Origin of the sequence: Rubrivirga halophila, from assembly GCF_046845755.1 — a bacterium.
Taxonomy (GTDB): domain Bacteria; phylum Bacteroidota; class Rhodothermia; order Rhodothermales; family Rubricoccaceae; genus Rubrivirga.
In genome coordinates, this window is sequence record NZ_CP177357.1 from 1,771,781 (window position 1) to 1,788,202 (window position 16,422).

At 72.2% G+C, this 16,422-nt stretch carries 19 protein-coding genes; 13 read left to right on the forward strand and 6 right to left on the reverse strand.

Going from position 1 to position 16,422, the window contains the following annotated elements; all coding sequences use genetic code 11:
* Window positions 1-42 precede the first annotated feature (42 nt).
* Together ACLIRP_RS07750 and ACLIRP_RS07755 are read right to left on the reverse strand one after the other, a co-directional pair.
* A complete protein-coding gene (locus ACLIRP_RS07750; RefSeq protein WP_412063395.1) occupies window positions 43-582 on the reverse strand; it encodes a DUF4442 domain-containing protein in 540 nt (179 codons plus the stop codon).
* Window positions 583-720: 138 nt separating this feature from the next.
* Window positions 721-1,161, reverse strand: coding sequence for a MarR family winged helix-turn-helix transcriptional regulator (locus tag ACLIRP_RS07755; RefSeq protein ID WP_412063396.1), 441 nt, complete (start codon window positions 1,159-1,161; stop codon window positions 721-723).
* Between the two features lie 124 nt (window positions 1,162-1,285).
* Here ACLIRP_RS07755 and ACLIRP_RS07760 point away from each other — a divergent pair, with 124 nt between their 5' ends.
* From ACLIRP_RS07760 to ACLIRP_RS07770, 3 genes are read left to right on the forward strand one after another with little or no spacing between them, the layout of a single operon-like run.
* Window positions 1,286-2,521, forward strand: a complete 1,236-nt coding sequence (locus ACLIRP_RS07760; protein ID WP_412063397.1) for an MBL fold metallo-hydrolase — start codon at window positions 1,286-1,288, stop codon at window positions 2,519-2,521.
* The gene (locus ACLIRP_RS07765) at window positions 2,518-3,201 is read left to right on the forward strand and encodes an NAD-dependent epimerase/dehydratase family protein (RefSeq protein ID WP_412063398.1); all 684 of its coding nucleotides are present in this window, start codon (window positions 2,518-2,520) and stop codon (window positions 3,199-3,201) included. The genes ACLIRP_RS07760 and ACLIRP_RS07765 overlap by 4 nt, the downstream gene beginning before the upstream one ends.
* A gap of 2 nt (window positions 3,202-3,203) precedes the next feature.
* On the forward strand, window positions 3,204-4,286 hold the full coding sequence (locus ACLIRP_RS07770; RefSeq protein ID WP_412063399.1) for an adenylate/guanylate cyclase domain-containing protein: 1,083 nt from the start codon (window positions 3,204-3,206) through the stop codon (window positions 4,284-4,286).
* Between the two features lie 52 nt (window positions 4,287-4,338).
* On the opposite strand, the gene wrbA is transcribed toward ACLIRP_RS07770, so the two are convergent.
* On the reverse strand, window positions 4,339-4,932 hold the full coding sequence (gene wrbA / locus ACLIRP_RS07775) for an NAD(P)H:quinone oxidoreductase (protein WP_412063400.1): 594 nt from the start codon (window positions 4,930-4,932) through the stop codon (window positions 4,339-4,341).
* Between the two features lie 104 nt (window positions 4,933-5,036).
* Here wrbA and ACLIRP_RS07780 point away from each other — a divergent pair, with 104 nt between their 5' ends.
* The 4 genes from ACLIRP_RS07780 (at window position 5,037) to ACLIRP_RS07795 (ending at window position 8,435) form a co-directional block, all read left to right on the forward strand.
* Entirely contained in the window at window positions 5,037-5,474 is a 438-nt protein-coding gene (locus tag ACLIRP_RS07780) for a MarR family winged helix-turn-helix transcriptional regulator (RefSeq protein ID WP_412063401.1), read from the forward strand.
* Between the two features lie 43 nt (window positions 5,475-5,517).
* The gene (locus tag ACLIRP_RS07785) at window positions 5,518-5,883 is read left to right on the forward strand and encodes a DoxX family protein (RefSeq protein WP_412063402.1); all 366 of its coding nucleotides are present in this window, start codon (window positions 5,518-5,520) and stop codon (window positions 5,881-5,883) included.
* A 48-nt stretch (window positions 5,884-5,931) separates the two neighbouring features.
* Window positions 5,932-6,831 carry a pirin family protein gene (locus tag ACLIRP_RS07790; protein ID WP_412063403.1) on the forward strand — a complete coding sequence of 300 codons (900 nt, stop codon included), beginning with the start codon at window positions 5,932-5,934 and terminating at the stop codon, window positions 6,829-6,831.
* Between the two features lie 164 nt (window positions 6,832-6,995).
* Window positions 6,996-8,435, forward strand: coding sequence for an NAD(P)/FAD-dependent oxidoreductase (locus ACLIRP_RS07795; RefSeq protein ID WP_412063404.1), 1,440 nt, complete (start codon window positions 6,996-6,998; stop codon window positions 8,433-8,435).
* A 336-nt stretch (window positions 8,436-8,771) separates the two neighbouring features.
* Here the strand turns inward: ACLIRP_RS07795 and ACLIRP_RS07800 are convergent, their stop codons facing one another.
* Window positions 8,772-9,530 carry an SDR family NAD(P)-dependent oxidoreductase gene (locus ACLIRP_RS07800; RefSeq protein WP_412063405.1) on the reverse strand — a complete coding sequence of 253 codons (759 nt, stop codon included), beginning with the start codon at window positions 9,528-9,530 and terminating at the stop codon, window positions 8,772-8,774.
* Between the two features lie 131 nt (window positions 9,531-9,661).
* Between ACLIRP_RS07800 and ACLIRP_RS07805 the strand changes: the two genes are divergently transcribed.
* On the forward strand, window positions 9,662-10,021 hold the full coding sequence (locus tag ACLIRP_RS07805) for a hypothetical protein (RefSeq protein ID WP_412063406.1): 360 nt from the start codon (window positions 9,662-9,664) through the stop codon (window positions 10,019-10,021).
* A gap of 39 nt (window positions 10,022-10,060) precedes the next feature.
* Here ACLIRP_RS07805 and ACLIRP_RS07810 read toward each other — a convergent pair whose 3' ends face one another.
* On the reverse strand, window positions 10,061-10,978 hold the full coding sequence (locus ACLIRP_RS07810) for an AraC family transcriptional regulator N-terminal domain-containing protein (protein ID WP_412063407.1): 918 nt from the start codon (window positions 10,976-10,978) through the stop codon (window positions 10,061-10,063).
* Between the two features lie 173 nt (window positions 10,979-11,151).
* Here ACLIRP_RS07810 and ACLIRP_RS07815 point away from each other — a divergent pair, with 173 nt between their 5' ends.
* Together ACLIRP_RS07815 and ACLIRP_RS07820 are read left to right on the forward strand one after the other, a co-directional pair.
* Window positions 11,152-12,120, forward strand: coding sequence for an SDR family oxidoreductase (locus ACLIRP_RS07815; protein ID WP_412063408.1), 969 nt, complete (start codon window positions 11,152-11,154; stop codon window positions 12,118-12,120).
* Window positions 12,121-12,128: 8 nt separating this feature from the next.
* Complete coding sequence (locus ACLIRP_RS07820) at window positions 12,129-12,500, forward strand: hypothetical protein (RefSeq protein WP_412063409.1); 372 nt, start codon at window positions 12,129-12,131, stop codon at window positions 12,498-12,500.
* Window positions 12,501-12,552: 52 nt separating this feature from the next.
* On the opposite strand, the gene ACLIRP_RS07825 is transcribed toward ACLIRP_RS07820, so the two are convergent.
* The gene (locus tag ACLIRP_RS07825) at window positions 12,553-13,521 is read right to left on the reverse strand and encodes a LysR family transcriptional regulator (RefSeq protein ID WP_412063410.1); all 969 of its coding nucleotides are present in this window, start codon (window positions 13,519-13,521) and stop codon (window positions 12,553-12,555) included.
* Between the two features lie 87 nt (window positions 13,522-13,608).
* Here ACLIRP_RS07825 and ACLIRP_RS07830 point away from each other — a divergent pair, with 87 nt between their 5' ends.
* The 3 genes from ACLIRP_RS07830 to ACLIRP_RS07840 are packed head-to-tail and all read left to right on the forward strand — an operon-like array spanning window position 13,609 to window position 16,407.
* Window positions 13,609-14,637, forward strand: coding sequence for a zinc-dependent alcohol dehydrogenase family protein (locus ACLIRP_RS07830; protein WP_412063411.1), 1,029 nt, complete (start codon window positions 13,609-13,611; stop codon window positions 14,635-14,637).
* A 29-nt stretch (window positions 14,638-14,666) separates the two neighbouring features.
* Complete coding sequence (locus ACLIRP_RS07835; protein ID WP_412063412.1) at window positions 14,667-15,521, forward strand: DUF4437 domain-containing protein; 855 nt, start codon at window positions 14,667-14,669, stop codon at window positions 15,519-15,521.
* A gap of 40 nt (window positions 15,522-15,561) precedes the next feature.
* Window positions 15,562-16,407 carry an enoyl-CoA hydratase/isomerase family protein gene (locus tag ACLIRP_RS07840; RefSeq protein ID WP_412063413.1) on the forward strand — a complete coding sequence of 282 codons (846 nt, stop codon included), beginning with the start codon at window positions 15,562-15,564 and terminating at the stop codon, window positions 16,405-16,407.
* Window positions 16,408-16,422 lie beyond the last annotated feature (15 nt).

Below are 16,422 nucleotides of genomic sequence, written 5' to 3' on the forward strand. Positions count from 1 at the left end.
AGCGCCGACTGGACGGGCGCCCGCTGGGGGCTCTGCCGAGCCCTACCCTGCTGACGCCCTCTTCTGGACCGCGGACCGCTGGGCGTCCTTCGCGCGCCGGAACGCCTTCGTGGCGACGTAGAGCGTCTTCGTCCCGTGTGCGACCACCTGCCCGGCCTCGTCGACCAGTTCGACCGGCTTGTCCCAGTCGGTCTCGCCGTGATCGTCGGCCGCGCTGCGGATCGCCTCGATCTCCTCGCTCGTGAACACGAACCGGGCCGTCACGCGCGACCGGGCCGGGCGGCGGAAGCGCATCTGGACCGCCTTGTCCCACACGACGTAGCCGTCGCCCAAGATGTGGAGGAGCTGGATCATCAGGATCGGGTCGGTCGCCGAGAGCAGGCTCCCCCCGAACATCGTCCCGACGTAGTTCGCGTTCCGCCACGACAGCGGGATGGCGACCTCGACCTCGTGCAAGTCGTCGGAGACACGCGTCACCCGGCCGGTCGAGCGCCGGTACATCGGCGACAGGTTGAACCCGTGCTTGAACAACGCGGACTCCGGAAGGACCCGGCGAAGGGCGGCGGTGAGCTGGCGGTACACGGCTAGGGGGATACGGGTTGGGACCGAGGGGTGCGGGTCAACGGCCCTCCGCTGAGGCACGAAAAGGTGGGGTACGACGCAGATCCGGGTGCTGAGCAGGACGTGCCCTCGGTCTCAGCCCGAGCATGAGATCCTGCGCTAGCCGGGCACGCTGTGGCCCCGGGTGATCTTCTCCAGGAGTGCGACGAGGGCCGCCCGCTCGCCGTCGTCGAGCGGGGCGAGCATCGCGTCCACGGCCGTCTTGCGGACGGCGTCTTCAGCCTCGAAGGCGCGGCGCCCCTCGTCGGTGAGTTCGACGAGCCACACCCGGCGGTCGGCTTGGCTCCGCACGCGGCGGACCCAGCCGTGCCCTTCGAGGCGGTCGGCCACGGGCGTCGCGGCGCTCTGGCCCACGCCCAAGGCGTCGGCGAGGTCGCCCATCCGCATCGGCCCGTCAAGCCCGATTGCGTCGAGCGCTAAGAGGTCTTGCTTCGAGTACGCGCCGTGCTCGGCCGACTGCTCCGCGGCGACGCGCGCGTAGAGGGTCCCGAGGCGGCGGAGCGCGAGCGAGAAGGACTCGGTGAGATCAGTGGTCGGCATGGCAAGCGGGAGCGCGGCGGTCGGTACCTGTGCTTCGTTCGGATGTTCCGTTGTCAGAAAAGTTCAGCGATTGGAACACCTGGATCTCGAACCGGTCTGAGGGCGCTCCGCATCCGCCCTCGCTGTGACAGCCGCTCCGCCCGTTTCTCGTCCGCCGCGCCTGCCCCGCTGGCGCCGCCGGCTGGGCCGGATTGCCCTCGCGCTCGCGCTCGTGGCCGGCGCCGTGGGGTGCTCGGTGGTGAGCGCTCTGGGCGAGGCACCGGAGGGCGAGCGGCTAGAGCAGATCGAGCGGTCGCCGCAGTACCGCGACGGCCGGTTCCGCAACGCGCTCCCGACGGTGCTGGACGGCGCGTCCCTCGGTGTCTTCTGGGAGTACGTCACGGGCGGGAGTGACTACCGCGAGCCCGAAGAGGTCCTCCCGGTCTCCCAGCGTACGGCGGCCGACTTTGCCCAGGCGCCCGACGGCCTGCGCGTGACGTGGCTCGGGCATTCGACGCTGCTGGTCGAGTTGGAGGGCGCGCGCGTGCTCGTGGACCCCGTCTGGGGCGAGCGCGCGAGTCCAGCCTCGTGGTTCGGCCCGGCCCGCTTCAACACCCCGCCCCTCGCGCTCGACGACCTCCCGCCGCTCGACGCGGTCGCCATCTCGCACGACCACTACGACCACCTCGACGTGGCCACGGTCCGCGCCCTCGCCGAGCGCGTGTTCCGATGGCTCGTCCCACTCGGCGTCGGGGCGCACCTCGAGGCGTGGGGCGTCGCGCCCGAGACCATCACCGAGCTTGATTGGTGGGGAGAGGCCGAGGTCGCGGGCGTTCGCGTGGTGAGCACGCCCGCGCGCCACTTCTCGGGCCGATCCCTCGCCCGCGACCGGACGTTGTGGACCGGCTGGGCCGTCGTCGGCGACTCGGCGCGGGTGTGGTACTCGGGCGACACCGCGCTCACGCCCGAGTTCGCCGAGGTCGGGCGCCGCCTCGGGCCGTTCGACGTGACCCTCGTGGAGTCCGGCGCCTACGACGCCGCGTGGGCCGACGTCCACCTCGGGCCAGAGCAGGCCGTCGCCGCGCACCGGATGGTGCAGGGCGGCACGGGCGGGCTCCTGGTACCGGTCCATTGGGGGCTCTTCGACCTCGCGCTCCACGGGTGGACCGAGCCCGCCGAGCGCGTCCGCCGAGCGGCCGCGGCTGCTGGCGTTGCCGTCGCTTTCCCGCGCCCCGGCGAGAGCGTCACGCCCACCGATTACCCAACCGAGCCGTGGTGGCCTGAGCTCCCTTGGGAAGCCGCGACAGAAGCCCCTGCGATCTCGACGGGGCTCCCCGACTCCGTCCTCGCCCTCGTCCCGCGCCCCGGCGCCCGTCCATGACCGTCCTCCTCTTCGGCGCCACCGGCATGATCGGCCACGGCGCCCTGACCGCCGCCCTCCATGACGACCGCGTGACGCGGGTCGTCACCGTCGGCCGCCGCGCGACGGGCCGCGAGCACCCCAAGCTTGACGAGATCGTCCACACCGACCTGTCCGACCTCGGCCCGTTGGCGGACCGCCTGGCCCAGGCCGATGCCTGTCTGTTCTGCTTGGGCGTCTCGTCGGCGGGCATGAGCGAGGCCGACTATCGGGACGTCACCTACGACCTCACGCTGTCCGTGGCTCGCCAGCTCGCCGAGCGGAACCCGGCCATGACGTACGTCTACGTCTCGGGGCAGGGCACCGACCGCGGCGGCCGACAGATGTGGGCTCGCGTCAAGGGCGAGACCGAGGACGCCCTACTCGCGCTGCCTTTCCGGGCCGCGTATAACGCCCGCCCCGGCTTTATCCAGCCCGTCGGCGGGGCCGTCTCGCGGACGGCGCTGTACCGCGCGCTCTACGCCGCGATGACCCCGCTCATGCCGGTCTTCCGGCGCGTGTTCGCGCGGCACTACCTCGACACCGACCAACTCGGCCGCGCGCTCGTCGAGGCGGGCGTGGTCGGGGCGCCGCAGGCGACCCTCGACGTCCCGGACCTCCAGGCGCTCGCGGCGCGTGCCGAGCGGCACGCTACCGCCTGACCGTGTCGCTCTCCCGCCTCCAACGGCAGACCGCCTGGACCGGCGCCCGCTACGTGCTCGGGTGGGTCCTGGTCGCGCTCGCCATGGCCCCCGCCTTCACGCCCGAGTGGAACACGCTCGACTGGGAGCTGGTGGTCGTCGGCGGGCTGGGCCTCGGTGTGATCGGCGCGGCGTTCGAGCTTGTCGCCATGCCCCGGTTCGCACGCGACGCCTCGCCGCTCCGGGCGGCGCTCGGGCGGACGGTGTTCTACGTCGCGGCGTGGATCGCCGTCGCGACCGCTCTCTTGGCGTGGAGCTTGGCCCGCTACGACGGACAGGGGCTCGCCGAGGGATTCGCCCGCCCCGAGGTCCAGGCCTATTTCCATGGGCCCCAGTTCTGGCTCGGCGTGGTCGTCCTGGTGGCGGCCTCGGCGGTCATGAACTTCGGCCGCGAGGTCCGGCTCGTGCTCGGGCCGTCGGCGCTCGCGGCCTTGTTTGTGGGCCGGTACCGCGTACCCGTCCGCGAGGAGCGGGCGTTCCTGTTTCTCGACCTCACCGACTCGACCGGCATCGCCCAGCGGCTCGGGCCGGCCGAGTACCACGCGTTCAAGAACGACTTTTTCCGAGACGTCGCCGCGCCGATTCTGGCGACGGGCGGGCAGATAACCCAGTACGTCGGCGACGAGGTCGTGGTCACGTGGCGGGTGAAAAACGGGCGGCTGGCGCGGCACCCAGCCGAGACGGTCCTGCTCCTGGACGAGGCCGTCGCCGCGCGCGCCGACCGCTACCGCGACCGCTACGGCGAGGTCCCGCGCTACAAGGCGGGCTTGCACGCGGGCGTCGTCGTCACGGCCGAGGTGGGGACGCTCAAGAAGGACCTTGTCCACACCGGCGACGCCGTCAACGTGGCGGCCCGCGTCGAGGGGCAGTGCCACGCGCTGGGCGCACGGCTCTTGGCGTCGGAGGCCGCGCTCGGGCTCGCGCCCCTCCCGGCCGGAATGGAGTCCGAGGAGGTCGGGGCGGTCGAGCTCCGCGGCCGGGCCGGGGCCGTTCGGCTGTTCCGGCTCCTGCCGCTCGACGCGGCACCAGCCGCCGGGACCGCGTAGGCCCCGGCGGAGGACGGCGGCGAGGTGGGCGGTACGCCGGGACGCCCCCGCCTTACGCGAGCTTGTCCGTGAACCGAACGAGCCGGCGCGCCTGGTGCCGGATGGCCTCGGCCGTCTCGGCGTCCACGTCCGGGCCGGTGGCCGTCACGCTCGCGCCGTAGGGGTTGCCGCCCGAGGCGAAGACCGAGTCGCCGGTGTAGCCCGGGGGCACGAGGACGCAGCCCCAGTGCATGGCCGTGACGTACAACGTGTGGAGCGTGGTCTCCTGCCCGCCGTGGACGTTCTGGGCGCTCGTCATGGCCGTGAACGTCTTGTCGGCGAGGGCGCCCTTCTGCCACAGCGGCCCGAGCGTGTCGATAAACGAGCGCATCTGGCTCGCCGCGCCGCCAAAGCGCGTGGGCGACGAGAACAGGTAGCCGTCGGCCCACTCCATGTCGTCGGCGGAGGCGGTGGGGATGTCGGTCATCCGCTCCTGCTGGGCCTTCCACGCTTGTTGTGCCTCGACGACCTCGGCGGGCGCCGTCTCGCGGACCTGGCGGAGGCGGACCTCGGCGCCGGCCTCGCGGGCGGCCTCGGCGGCGATCTCGGCCATGGCGTGGTTGTGGCCGTAGGTGGTGTAGAAGACGACGGTGATCTTGGCGGGCATGGCAAAGGGGACGGTGGAGTCAGGAGCGATCGCCGGCTCACGGGAGCGGGAACCGGCGGTCGGGCTCGGGGTTGATGTCGACAGTTTAGCCCTGAACAGTGACGATGTTCCCCCTCTTCCGCCGCCGCCAGCGCGACGCCGCCCTCCTCACGTGGGTCCGGCTCGTGCGTGTCGTCAAGAAGGCCCGCCGCCACATCGCGGGCCCGATCGAGGCGGCCGGCCTCAGCGGCGGCCAGTTCGACGTGCTCGTCGAGGCCGGCGTCCACGACGGGACGAGCCAGCAGGACTGCGCCGACCGCCTGGGCGTGACGAAGGGGAACGTCTCGCAGCACGTGCACCGGCTCGAGGCCCGCGGCCTCCTGCGCCGCGACGCCGACGGCCGCGCGTACGCGCTCCACCTCACGTCCCAAGGGCTCGCCGTCATGGACCGCGTGCTCCGGGACCACGACGCGGGCGTCCACACCGTCCTCGGCGCCCTCACCGACGCCGAACTCCAGCAGCTCAGCGCCCTCCTCCGCAAGATCGACCAGGCGCTCGACTGATCCCCTTTTTTCCCTCAACGGTTTACTCCTAAACCCTGACCCCATGAACCTCGCTCTCTGGGCCGCCCAGGCCTTGCTCGCCCTCGTCTTCGCCGCCGCCGGCGCCATGAAGCTGACCCGTCCCCCCGCCGACGTCCGCGCGTCGATCCCCGCCGTCGCCGGCTTTGGCGACGGCACCCTCCGCCTGATCGGTCTCCTCGAGGTGCTCGGGGCCCTCGGCGTCGTGCTCCCGTGGGCGCTCGGCGTGGCCCCGTGGCTGACGCCCCTCGCCGCGCTCGGTCTCGGGGCCACGATGGTAGGCGCCGCGATCACCCACCTCCGCCGCGGCGAGTGGTCGAGCGTGGCGATGAACGCCGTCCTGCTGGGCCTCGCGCTGTTTGTCGCGTGGGGCCGCTGGGCCGCGCTCTAGCCCTTCGGAGCTCCCGTTCTCACCTCTCTCTCGTCCCCCCTAATCGGTATGAACGCCTCTTCGCACGCCTCCCCCACGAAGGTCGTCCTTGACGTCCTGACCACCGAGGGCCCGCACTGGGTCGGCGACGGGTTCCCCGTCCGCTCACTGTTCTCGTACCTCGACAAGCGGCACGACTTGAGTCCCTTCCTCCTCCTCGACCACGCTGGGCCGGAGCACTTCGAGCCCACGGACAGGAGGCGGGGGGTCGGGAAGCACCCGCACCGCGGGTTCGAGACCGTCTCCATCGTCTACGACGGGGAGGCCGAGCACCGCGACTCGACGGGCGCCGGCGGTACGATCGGCCCGGGCGACGTGCAGTGGATGACGGCCGGCTCAGGGATCCTCCACAGCGAGCGCCACTCCCCAACGTTCGCCCAGCGAGGCGGGACGTTCGAGATGGTCCAACTCTGGGTAAACCTGCCGGCCGCGCACAAGATGACGGCCCCCGCCTACCAGCGGATCGAGCGGGAGGCCATCCCCGTCGTCCCGTTGCCGGATCGGGGCGGAGAGCTCCGCGTCATCGCCGGGGCGTTCGGAGCACACGAGGGGCCGGCGCGGACGTTCAGCCCGATCGACGTCTGGGACCTCCGCCTCGACGCGGGCGGGCGGGCATCGCTGGACTTCGAGGCGGGTCGGACGGCCCTCCTGGCCGTGCTCCGAGGGACCGTGACGATGGGCGACACGCCCATCGGCGGGGGCCAGGTCGGCGTCCTCGACCGGGGCGCGGGCCGAGCGGTCCTCACGTCAGAGGGCGGGGCCCGGGTGTTGGTCCTGAGCGGCGAGCCCCTCGGCGACCCGGTCGTCGGGCACGGCCCGTTCGTGATGACGAGTCGGGCCGAGATCGAGCAGGCCGTCCGGGACCTGGAGGCGGGGCGGTTCGTCCGGGAACCGGAGGCGAGCCGCTGACCGCCCGGCGCGTTTCCCGAGCCACGGGCCTCGCCTTCGACGGCCTGCCCGTTGCGCCGCCCCCTTGACGCCCTCTGGGAGCCCCCGGCCCCACGACCGCGACTCCCAATTGGCATCCATAGCCGCGCTCATCTCCCACCCGACCGTCCTCTCCACGCCTCCCCATGGACCCGCTCCTTCTCGCGCTCGCCGCCGCCCTCACCCTCGCCCTGAGCGTCTGGGTCGTCCGGGCCCGTCGTCGTCCCGTCCCGCCCCCCGACGGCGCCATGCGCGTGGTCTGCGTCGGGGCCGGGTTCGGCGGGCTCCGGCTGGCCCAGGAGCTCGACGGCGAGCCCGTCGAGATCACGCTCGTCGACCGCAACAACTACCACCTCTTCCAGCCGCTGCTGTACCAAGTCGCCACGGCGGCGCTGGAGGCCGAGGAGATCGCCCACGCCGTCCGCGGCGTGTTCCACGGCCAGGGCAACGTCCGCTTCCGGATGGCCCAGGCGACGGGCGTGGACTGGGACGCGCGCGAGCTGCTGACGGCCCAAGGCGAGCCGGTCCCGTTCGACCGGCTCGTGATCGCGGCGGGCGCCGAGACGGCCTCGTTCGGCGTGCCGGGCGTGGACGACTACGCGTTCGGGCTCAAGCATTTGGAGGAGGCGGTTGCCCTCCGAAGCCACGTGATCCGGCGCTTCGAGCGGGCCACGCTCGACCCGGCGGAGATCGACCGCGGCGCGTTGACGTTCGTCGTCGTCGGCGGTGGGCCGACCGGCGTCGAGATGTCGGTCGCGCTGACCGAGCTGTTCTCGAAGGTGCTCCGCGACGACTTCCCCGACCTCGACGTGGGCCGCGCCCGCGTGATTCTAGCCGAGGCCGGCGACGGCGTGCTCACGGCCTACGACCGCGACCTCCAGCAGTACGCGCTCCGCCAGGTCCGCCAGCGCGGCGTGGACGTCCGGCTGGGGGCGGCCGTCGAGCGCGTCGAGGGCGTCGGTGGGCAGGCGACGGTCGTGACGATCGACGGCGAGCGCATCCCGGCCCAGACCGTCCTGTGGGCGGCGGGGGTCAAGGCGGCCGGGCTGGCGGAGATGCTGGGCGCGGCGACGGGGCGGGGCGGGCGGATCACGGTCGGCCCCGACTTGTCGGTCCCGGGGCACGCCGGGGTCTACGCCGTCGGCGACATCGCGGCCGGGCCGGAGGCGCTCCCCCAGCTCGCGCCCGTCGCCCAGCAGCAGGCCCGCTACGTCGCCCGGAGGCTGGCGGCCGAGGCGAGGGGCGAGGCCCCGGACGACCGGCCCTTCCGCTACGTCGACAAGGGGACGATGGCGACCATCGGGCGCGGCGCGGCCGTCGCCGAGGTGCCCGGCGGGATCAAGCTGACCGGGTTCGTCGCGTGGCAGGCGTGGGCGTGGCTCCACCTCGCGCTCTTGGTCGGGTTCCGGAATCGGGCCAATGTCTACGTCAACTGGGTCTACAACTACCTCACCTACGACCGCTCGGCGCGCCTGGTCCTGGACCGCGAGCGGATCGCGGGGCTCCTCGACCGCATCGACAGCGCGCCGCCGGTCCGTCCGGCGGAGGCCCCGCCGTCCGTCCCCTCGACCCCGCCGAGCCCGTGACCCTCTGCCCCACCCTCGCCCTATCCGTCTCCGGCTGCGGCTCGCTCCGGTCCGTCCGGGGCACCACGCTCGTGATCGGGATCGACGGCGTCGGCGCGGAGCCGGCGAGCGACGCGCGGCGGCGGGCGAGTCGCTCGCGCTCGCGCCGAGGGATCAAGGGGCGCGTCGGTCGCACCGGGGCACGGGGTCAGCGGGTGGCCCTCCGAGGATACCGCCGGCGCCCTCACCGTTTCCGTTGAGGGACCCGCGCGGCTCGCCCTGTCCGCCAGCAGCGCGTTGGAGCGGACAGGGCGGCGGTCAGGGAGGCCTGGCGCTATGGGCGCTCGTCCACCTCCCTCACACCGCGGTGTAGCCTCCGTCGACCAGGTAGTACCCGCCCGTGATGAACGAGGCGTCGTCCGAGAGCAGGAAGCACGCTAGGGGAGCGACCTCGTCCGGGCGGCCAAGCCGTCCCAGGGGGTGGCGGGCGACGAGCCCTGCGCGCGCGTCCTCCGGGAGGCCCGCCAACAACGGGGTCTCGATGTAGGCCGGCCCGACGCAGTTGACCCGGAGGCCCGCCGACCCGTACTCCGCGGCCGCGTTCTTCGTCAACCCGACGACTCCGTGCTTGGCGGCGGTGTAGGCGCCGTTGCCGATGGCCGCGACCGTCCCGTGGATCGAGGCCATGTTGACGATGGCGCACTGCGCCGGCCCCGCCTCGAGCATCGCGGGGATCTGGTAGCGCATCCCGTACAGAACACCGTTCAGGTTGATGTCGATGACGCGCTGCCAGTCGGCGAGGTCCGTCTCGCCCGCCGGAGCCTGCGCGCCGCCGATGCCCGCGTTGTTGACGGCGTAGTGGAGGGCGCCGTACGTGTCCACGGCGTGGCTCACGACCCTCTCGGAGTCCTCGGGCACGGCGGTGTCCTGCTTGATGGCGCTCGCCACGCCACCGGCGTCCACGATCTCGCCCGCGACTCGCTGGGCGGACGCGAGGTCGATGTCGGTCAGCACCACGTTGCTGCCCTTCGCTGCCAGCGCCTTCCCGATGGCCTCTCCAAGCCCCGAGCCTCCGCCTGTGACGAGTGCGGTCTTGCCGCTGAATGAGGAGTCCATGGTTCGCCTTCTGGGGTGCTGGATGGGGGAGGAAAGCGCCGAGGCCGCCTACGCGCTCCCGCCGTGCCTCAGGGGTCGCAATGTAGACCCCTGGATGAACAGAACTCGTCCGCGAAGGTGGCGAGGCGTTCGTGGCGGACTTCGAGCGGACGGCTCGGGAGGATCCCGGCAAGCGCGTCGACATCGAACGCGCCATCGCCGAGGGCGACTACGCGGTGCTCCACTGCCGCCAGACGTGGCCGGGGGTGCGGGGCTCAGCGTCGGCGTGCTCGGCGCTCTGTTCCAGCTCGTCGCTACGCCCGGACTCGCGCACCAATCTGGTCGCCCGGGTCGAGGGCCTGTGCTACGCGTTGGGCGCGCGGCTGCTCGCGTCGGAGGCCGCGCTCGGGCTCGTGCCGCTCCCCGCCGGCCTGGAAGCCGAGGAGGCCGGGGCCGTCCGGCTGTTCCGGCTTCTGCCGCTGGCCCCTACCCCTGCCCGCGAGGCGGATTGAGGGCACGTCGGACCACGATCCTGGGCCGTCCCAACGGACTCAGGCCGCGACGGCGGGGAACGGGGCCGACAGGGACTGCGCCCCATCACCTTCATGGGCGCGGCCCCAGGCCCGTGGCGGCGCGCCGAACTGGCGCCGGAACTCCCGACTGAACTGCGACGCGCTCGCGTACCCCACGGCGTACGCGGCCTCACTCACCGTCGCGCCCTGCCGGAGCCGGAGCGCGGCGTTGCCCAGCCGCATCGCCTTGACAAACTGGAGCGGGGCGTAGGTCGTGGCCTCCTTGAACCGGCGGTCGAACGCCGACCGGCTCATCCCCGCGCGCCGCGCCAGGTCGTCGACCGAGATCGGCTCGTGGACGTGGTCGCGCACGTAGCCCACGACGCGGGCGATCTCCTGCCCCCCGCCGAGGTGGCCCCGGATGAACGCGCCGGCCTCGCCCTCCATCGCGGCGTAAAGGACTTCCCGGACGCGCCCCGGCCCCAGGACCCGGACGGCCTCGGGGCGGCCGAGGAGCTCGAGCATCCGCCCTAGCGCGTCCGCCAGCGCCACGTCCACCGGCGCGACCCCGAGCCCAATCGGATTGGCCGTGCCCGCCGCGGGCTCGGCGGACGTGCGAGCGGCCTGGCACGTGACGATCGTCTCGGCGGCGACGCGGCTCTCCAGGCTCACCATCAGCCCCAGGAGGGGCTCCTCGGGCGTCGCCGCCGGAACCTCCGTCTCGATGGGGATCGACATCGCCACGCACAAGGCCTGGCCGGCTTGGAACACGTGGGTGTCGCCCTGGAGGTACGCCCGCTTCGTCCCCTGCACGATGACGCACAGGCTCGGCGGGTACACGGCGCTCACGCGCGGGATGGGGCCGTCGGCCCGGAACAGCTGGACCCCGTCGAGCGGGGTGTCGAGGAGGCCCGGCGCGGGAAGGTGCCGGGCGACGAGGGCAGAGAGGTCGGTCATGTCGTAGTGTACCCCACGCGACTGCCTGATCCGGCACGCTTGAGGGAATCAGGCATGGATGGGGTGGAATGTGGAGCATCCAGACATGGGGTTACAGGGTATCGTGCACATCGCGCTGCGGCCGCCACCGGAGCATCCCCCGAACGCAGCGCACCGCACACCCCGTCAGACCCATGAGCACAACGACATTCGGCCCGAAGGGCTGGACCCCCGACCGCCTCGACTCCCTCGAAGGCAAGACCTTCCTCATCACCGGCGCGAACGCTGGCGCCGGCTTCCAGGCGGCGCGGACGCTCCTCCAGAAAGACGCCACGGTCGTGATGCTCAACCGCTCGGTCGAGAAATCGCAGGCGGCGATCGCAGAGCTGAAGGACGAACTCGGCGCCGACGCCGACGTGTCGTTCATCCGCACGGACCTCGCCTCGCTGGCGAGTGTGCGCCAAGCCGCGGCCGAGGTCCTCCAGACCCTCCCCCGGATCGACGCGCTCGTCTGCAACGCCGCTATCGCCCAGGTGCCGACCCAGCGGCTCACCGAGGACGGCTTCGAGAGTCAGCTCGGCACGAACCACTACGGCCACTTCCTGCTCTGCGGCCTGCTGTTCGACCGCATCGAGGCATCGCACGGCCGGATCGTCGTCGTGGCCAGCCTCGGCTACAACATGGGGATCAAGACGATCCAGTTCGACGACATGAACTGGGACGAGGGCTACGCCGCGAACACCGTCTACTCGCAGAGCAAGCTGGCGCAGATGATGTTCGCCTACGAGCTCCAGGACCGGCTGGCCGCGGCGGTCCGGACCGACGTCGAGGTCTACGTCTGCCACCCCGGCTCGTCGGCGACGTCGCTTATCGCCACCAGCGGCAGCCGGACCATGCGGTTCATCTGGTGGCTCATGACCAAGACACCGATGGTCCAGACCGCCGAGAAGGGCTCGTGGCCGGAGGTCATGTGCGCGACCGAGGAGGGCCTGGAGCAGCGCGCGCTGTACGGCCCCACCGGACGGATGGAGTTTGTCGGCCCAGTCGGCAAGGGCACCCTCCATCCCCACGCAACCGACAAGCCCGTCATGGAGCGGCTCTGGGAGGTCTCCGAGCAGGCGGTCGGGTTCGAGTGGGATCTCGTCTCCGAGCCCGCCGCCTAGCCACCATCATGTCCACGTCTGGTCTCGTCGGAATCGCCCTGTCCGTCCTCGGCGCCATCGCCGCCGTGTTCCCCGACTGGTTCGGGCCGCTCACGGGCGCGCCCTCGGCAGACCTCTTCGAGACGGTCGAGCGCCGGGTGCGGGGCGGGATGCTGCTGGGGCTGGGGCTGTGCGTTGTCGCCATCCCCGCGCTCCGGCCCTGGTCCGTGAGCCTCCCCACGGCGCTGTTCTACTTCATGACCGGCGCGCTCGCGGCCCGGCTGCTCGGCCTGCTCGTCGACGGCACGGTCCCGAAGCAGTGGCTGATGGTTGCCATCGAGGCCGGGGTGATGACCATCGCCGCCGTCTGGCTGTGGCGCAGCGGCGGGGGCGGGCCCTGAGCTTGGCGTGACGGGCTGCGGCCGCGGCGAGCCCGTCATCTGAGCGATGGGGTCAAGCGTCGGAGTCCGGAGTGCCTGCCGGCACCGGGAGGCGGGCGAGTCCGTCGCCGCCAATCGCCGCCACCTGCGGGCCGTGGAGCCGGAGCGCCTCGACGAACGCGCGGACGTAGGCCGGCTCCGCGCCCGCCCGCGTCGCCGCGTACCACCCGCGCCGGACGCCGGCGCCGGTCACGGGCACGGCTGCGAGCCCACCCTGCTGGAGGTACGGGTCTGCTGCCCACCGCGCCATCGCCGTGACCCCGAGCCCGGCCCGGACCATGCCGACGGCGCCCTCGGTCGAGAGCGGGACCGGCGTAATCCGCCCCGGCGTCGCCCCGGCCTCGGCCACGAGCGAGAGCACGCAGTCCCGCTCGGCGTGGTCGTGCCACACGAACACGTGCTCGCCGTCGAAGTCTGCGGGCTCGACGTGTGCTTGCCCCGCCCAGGCGTGGCCCTCGGGGACGATAGCGACGACCTCGTCCTCGAACAGCTCCACCAAGTCGAGGTCGTCGAACCCGGCCGTCGTCGCGACGAGCGCCACGTCCGCGGCGCGGTCGCGGAGCGCAACGCCGGGCCGCTCCGAGGCGCCCGCGGCGATCTCGACATCGACGAGCGGCCACGCCTGGCGGAACGCGCCGAGGACGGGCGGGAGCCAGTGGTACGTCGTGTAGCACTGGGCCGTCACGCGCAGCGTCCCGCTCCGGCCCGCCGCAAGCGCCGCGAGGTCGGCCTCGGCCCGGGCGACCTCGTCGAGCACGACGCGCGCCGAGTCCAGCACGCGCCCGCCCGCCTCGGTCAAGACGAGCGACCGGCCGCGCCGCTCGAACAAGCCGACGCCGAGCCGGTCCTCGACGTCGCGGAGCTGGTGCGAGAGCGCGGGCTGCGAGAGGGCGAGCCGGTCGGCCGCGGCCGTCAGCGTGCCTTCCTCCACGACGGCGCGAACCAGGCGGAGGTGACGGAGATCGAGTGTGCCGAAGTCCATGAGCGGTCCGAATGAGTTGGGTAACGAGAATCGATGGACCGAATAAACGGACGGTCGGTTCCAGGCTCAACACACCCCACTGCTCTGATGCCCGACCAGACTATGACCGCCGTCGTCCTCGAAGACTTTGGCGACCCCGACGCTTTCCGCGAGACGACGCTCGACACGCCAACGCCCGGCCTCGGGCAGGTCCTCGTTCGCGTCGAGGCCACGAGCGTGAACCCCGTCGACTACAAGATCCGGAGCGGGGCCGCCGCCGCCCTCGCACCCGATGAGCCCCGCATCCTACACATGGACGTGGCCGGGACCGTCGCCGACGTCGGTGAGGGCGTGACTGCATTCGCCATCGGCGATGACGTGTTCGGATGTGCCGGCGGCATCGCCGGGGCCGAGGGCCCGCTCCAGGGTGCGCTCGCCGACTTTATGGTCTGCGACCCCGACCTGCTGGCGCCGAAGCCTGTTTCGCTCTCGTTCCGCGAAGCGGCCGCGCTCCCGCTCGTCTGGCTGACGGCGTGGGAGGGGCTGGCCTGGACGAAGACGTCGGTGAATGAGGGCGACCGCGTGCTCGTCTACGGCGGGACCGGCGGCGTCGGCCACATGGCCGTCCAACTCGCCAAGGCCCTCGGCGCCGAGGTCACGGCCACGGCCTCGTCCGATGCCAAGCGCCAGACGGCGAAGGATCTGGGCGCCGATCACGTGTCGGACTACCGCACCGAGTCGACCGAGGCGCTCGTGGAGCGTGTGACGGGCGGGGCCGGATTCGACGTCGTCTTCGACACCGTCGGCGGCGACAACATCGCGACGGCCTTTGAGGCGGCGCGAACGAACGGCCACGTCGTCACGACGACCTCGAGCCAGCCGCTCGACCTCAGCCCGATGCACCAGAAGGGCCTCTCGCTCCACGTCGTGTTCATGCTCCTGCCGATGCTGACGGGCGTGGATCGTGCGCGTCACGGCGAGGCGCTCCGCTACGCCGCCGAGCTCGTCGCCGCCGGCCAGCTCCGCCCCCTCCTCGACGACCAGCGCTTCGGGCTGTTCGACGCCGAGGCGGCCCACGCCCACGCCGAGTCGGGCGACGTCGTCGGCAAGGTGACGCTCGCCCGCGACGACGCCTGACGCCGCTCCTCACCGATTCCACCCCACCCATGCGACCTCTCTTCCTGATCCCACTCGCCCTTTGCCTCGGGGCCTCCGCCAGCGCGCAGGACGCGCCGGTCGGCGCGGCGACCGTCGTCCCGTACGCCGAGGTCGAGTGGAGCCCGCTCAACCCCGCCCGCGGCGACGCCAGCCCCCGCGCGGGCGCGCTCTGGGGCGACCGCACCGGCACCGGCCCGTCGGGCTTCTTGGTCCAGTTCGCCGACGGCTTCTCGTCGCCGCCCCACATCCACAACGTCACCTACCGCGGCGTCGTGATCCGGGGCCTGGTCCACAACGACGACCCGGACGCGGCGGAGATGTGGATGCCGCCGGGCTCGTACTGGACGCAGCCCGCCGGAGAGACCCACGTCACCGCCGCCGACGCCGCCGCGAATCTGGCCTACATCGAGATCCAGGAGGGGCCGTACCTCGTCCAGCCGACGGACAAGGCGTTCGACGACGGCGAGCGGCCGGTCAACGTGGACGCGACCAACCTCGTCTGGCTCGACTCCGCGACTGTCTCGTGGATTAGCCCGTCCGGCGCCGCCGACGGCCCCGAGGCCGCCGTCCTCTGGGGCGACCCGCGCGACGACGAGCCGAGCGGCACCCTTCTCAAACTCCCGGCCGGGGCGGCGGCCACGGTCCACGGACTCGGACAGACGCTCCGCGCCGTCGTGGTCCAGGGACGCGCCGCCTACGGGGCGCCAAGCGCCGACGACGCGACCCCGCTTGAACCAGGCAGCTACGTCGGCTCCCAAGGCCCGTCGGCGCACGCGTTCGCGTGTGAAGCCAGCGAGCCGTGCGTCGTCTACGTCCGCGCCGAGGGTGGCTTCCACGTCCTCCCGTCCCCCACCGGCAGGTAACCCCTCCGTCATCCCTCCCCTCAGCTATACCCCTGAACCCATGACCTACGACACCTTCACCACCTTCAACGTCGAGACCGACGACGGCATCGCCTGGGTCACCTTCGACTACGGCCCCGTGAACATCCAGGGCCTGCCCATGCTGGCCGACCTCGACATGCTGGCCCAGAAGCTGGAAGCCGACCGCGAGATCAAAGTCGTCGTGTTCCAGTCGGCCAACGACGAGGTCTTCGTCGCACACGCTGACACCAACTTCCTCAAGGACATGTCGGACATCTCGGTCCCACGTGGCGAGGTGAAGCTCCTGGACCTCCAGCGGGTGCTGGAGCGGATCAGCAAGGTGCCCCAGGCGACTATTGCCAAGATCGAGGGGTTCGCGCGCGGCGGCGGCCACGAGTTCGCGCTCGCCTGCGACATGCGCTTCGCGGCGCGCGGCAAGGCGACGTTTATGCAGATGGAAGTCGCGATGGGCATCCTGCCGTGCGGCGGCGGCGCCTCGCGCATGGCCCGCCAGACGGGCCTCGGCCGCGCCCTCGAGATCATCCTGAGCGCCCAGGACTTCGACGCCGACCAGGCCGAGGCCTACGGGACCGTCAACCGGGCGCTCGACCCCGACGAGATCGGCCCGTTCGTCGATAGTCTCGCCCGCCGCATCGCGCGGTGGCCTGCCGAGTCGATCAACGCCTGCAAACAGGCCGTCTACGCCTCCGTCGACCTGCCCATCGAGGAGGCGCTGAAGGAGGAGGCCTACTGGCTCTACCAGGCGACAAGCCAGACCCCGGCGCTCAAGCGCTTCACGTCGGCCGACGAGGGCGGCCTCCAGTTCGACATGGAGAACCAGCGCACCTGGAACGACTTGGTCGTGAACGTGCAGGAGATCCAGTAACGCGCCCTCTACCAC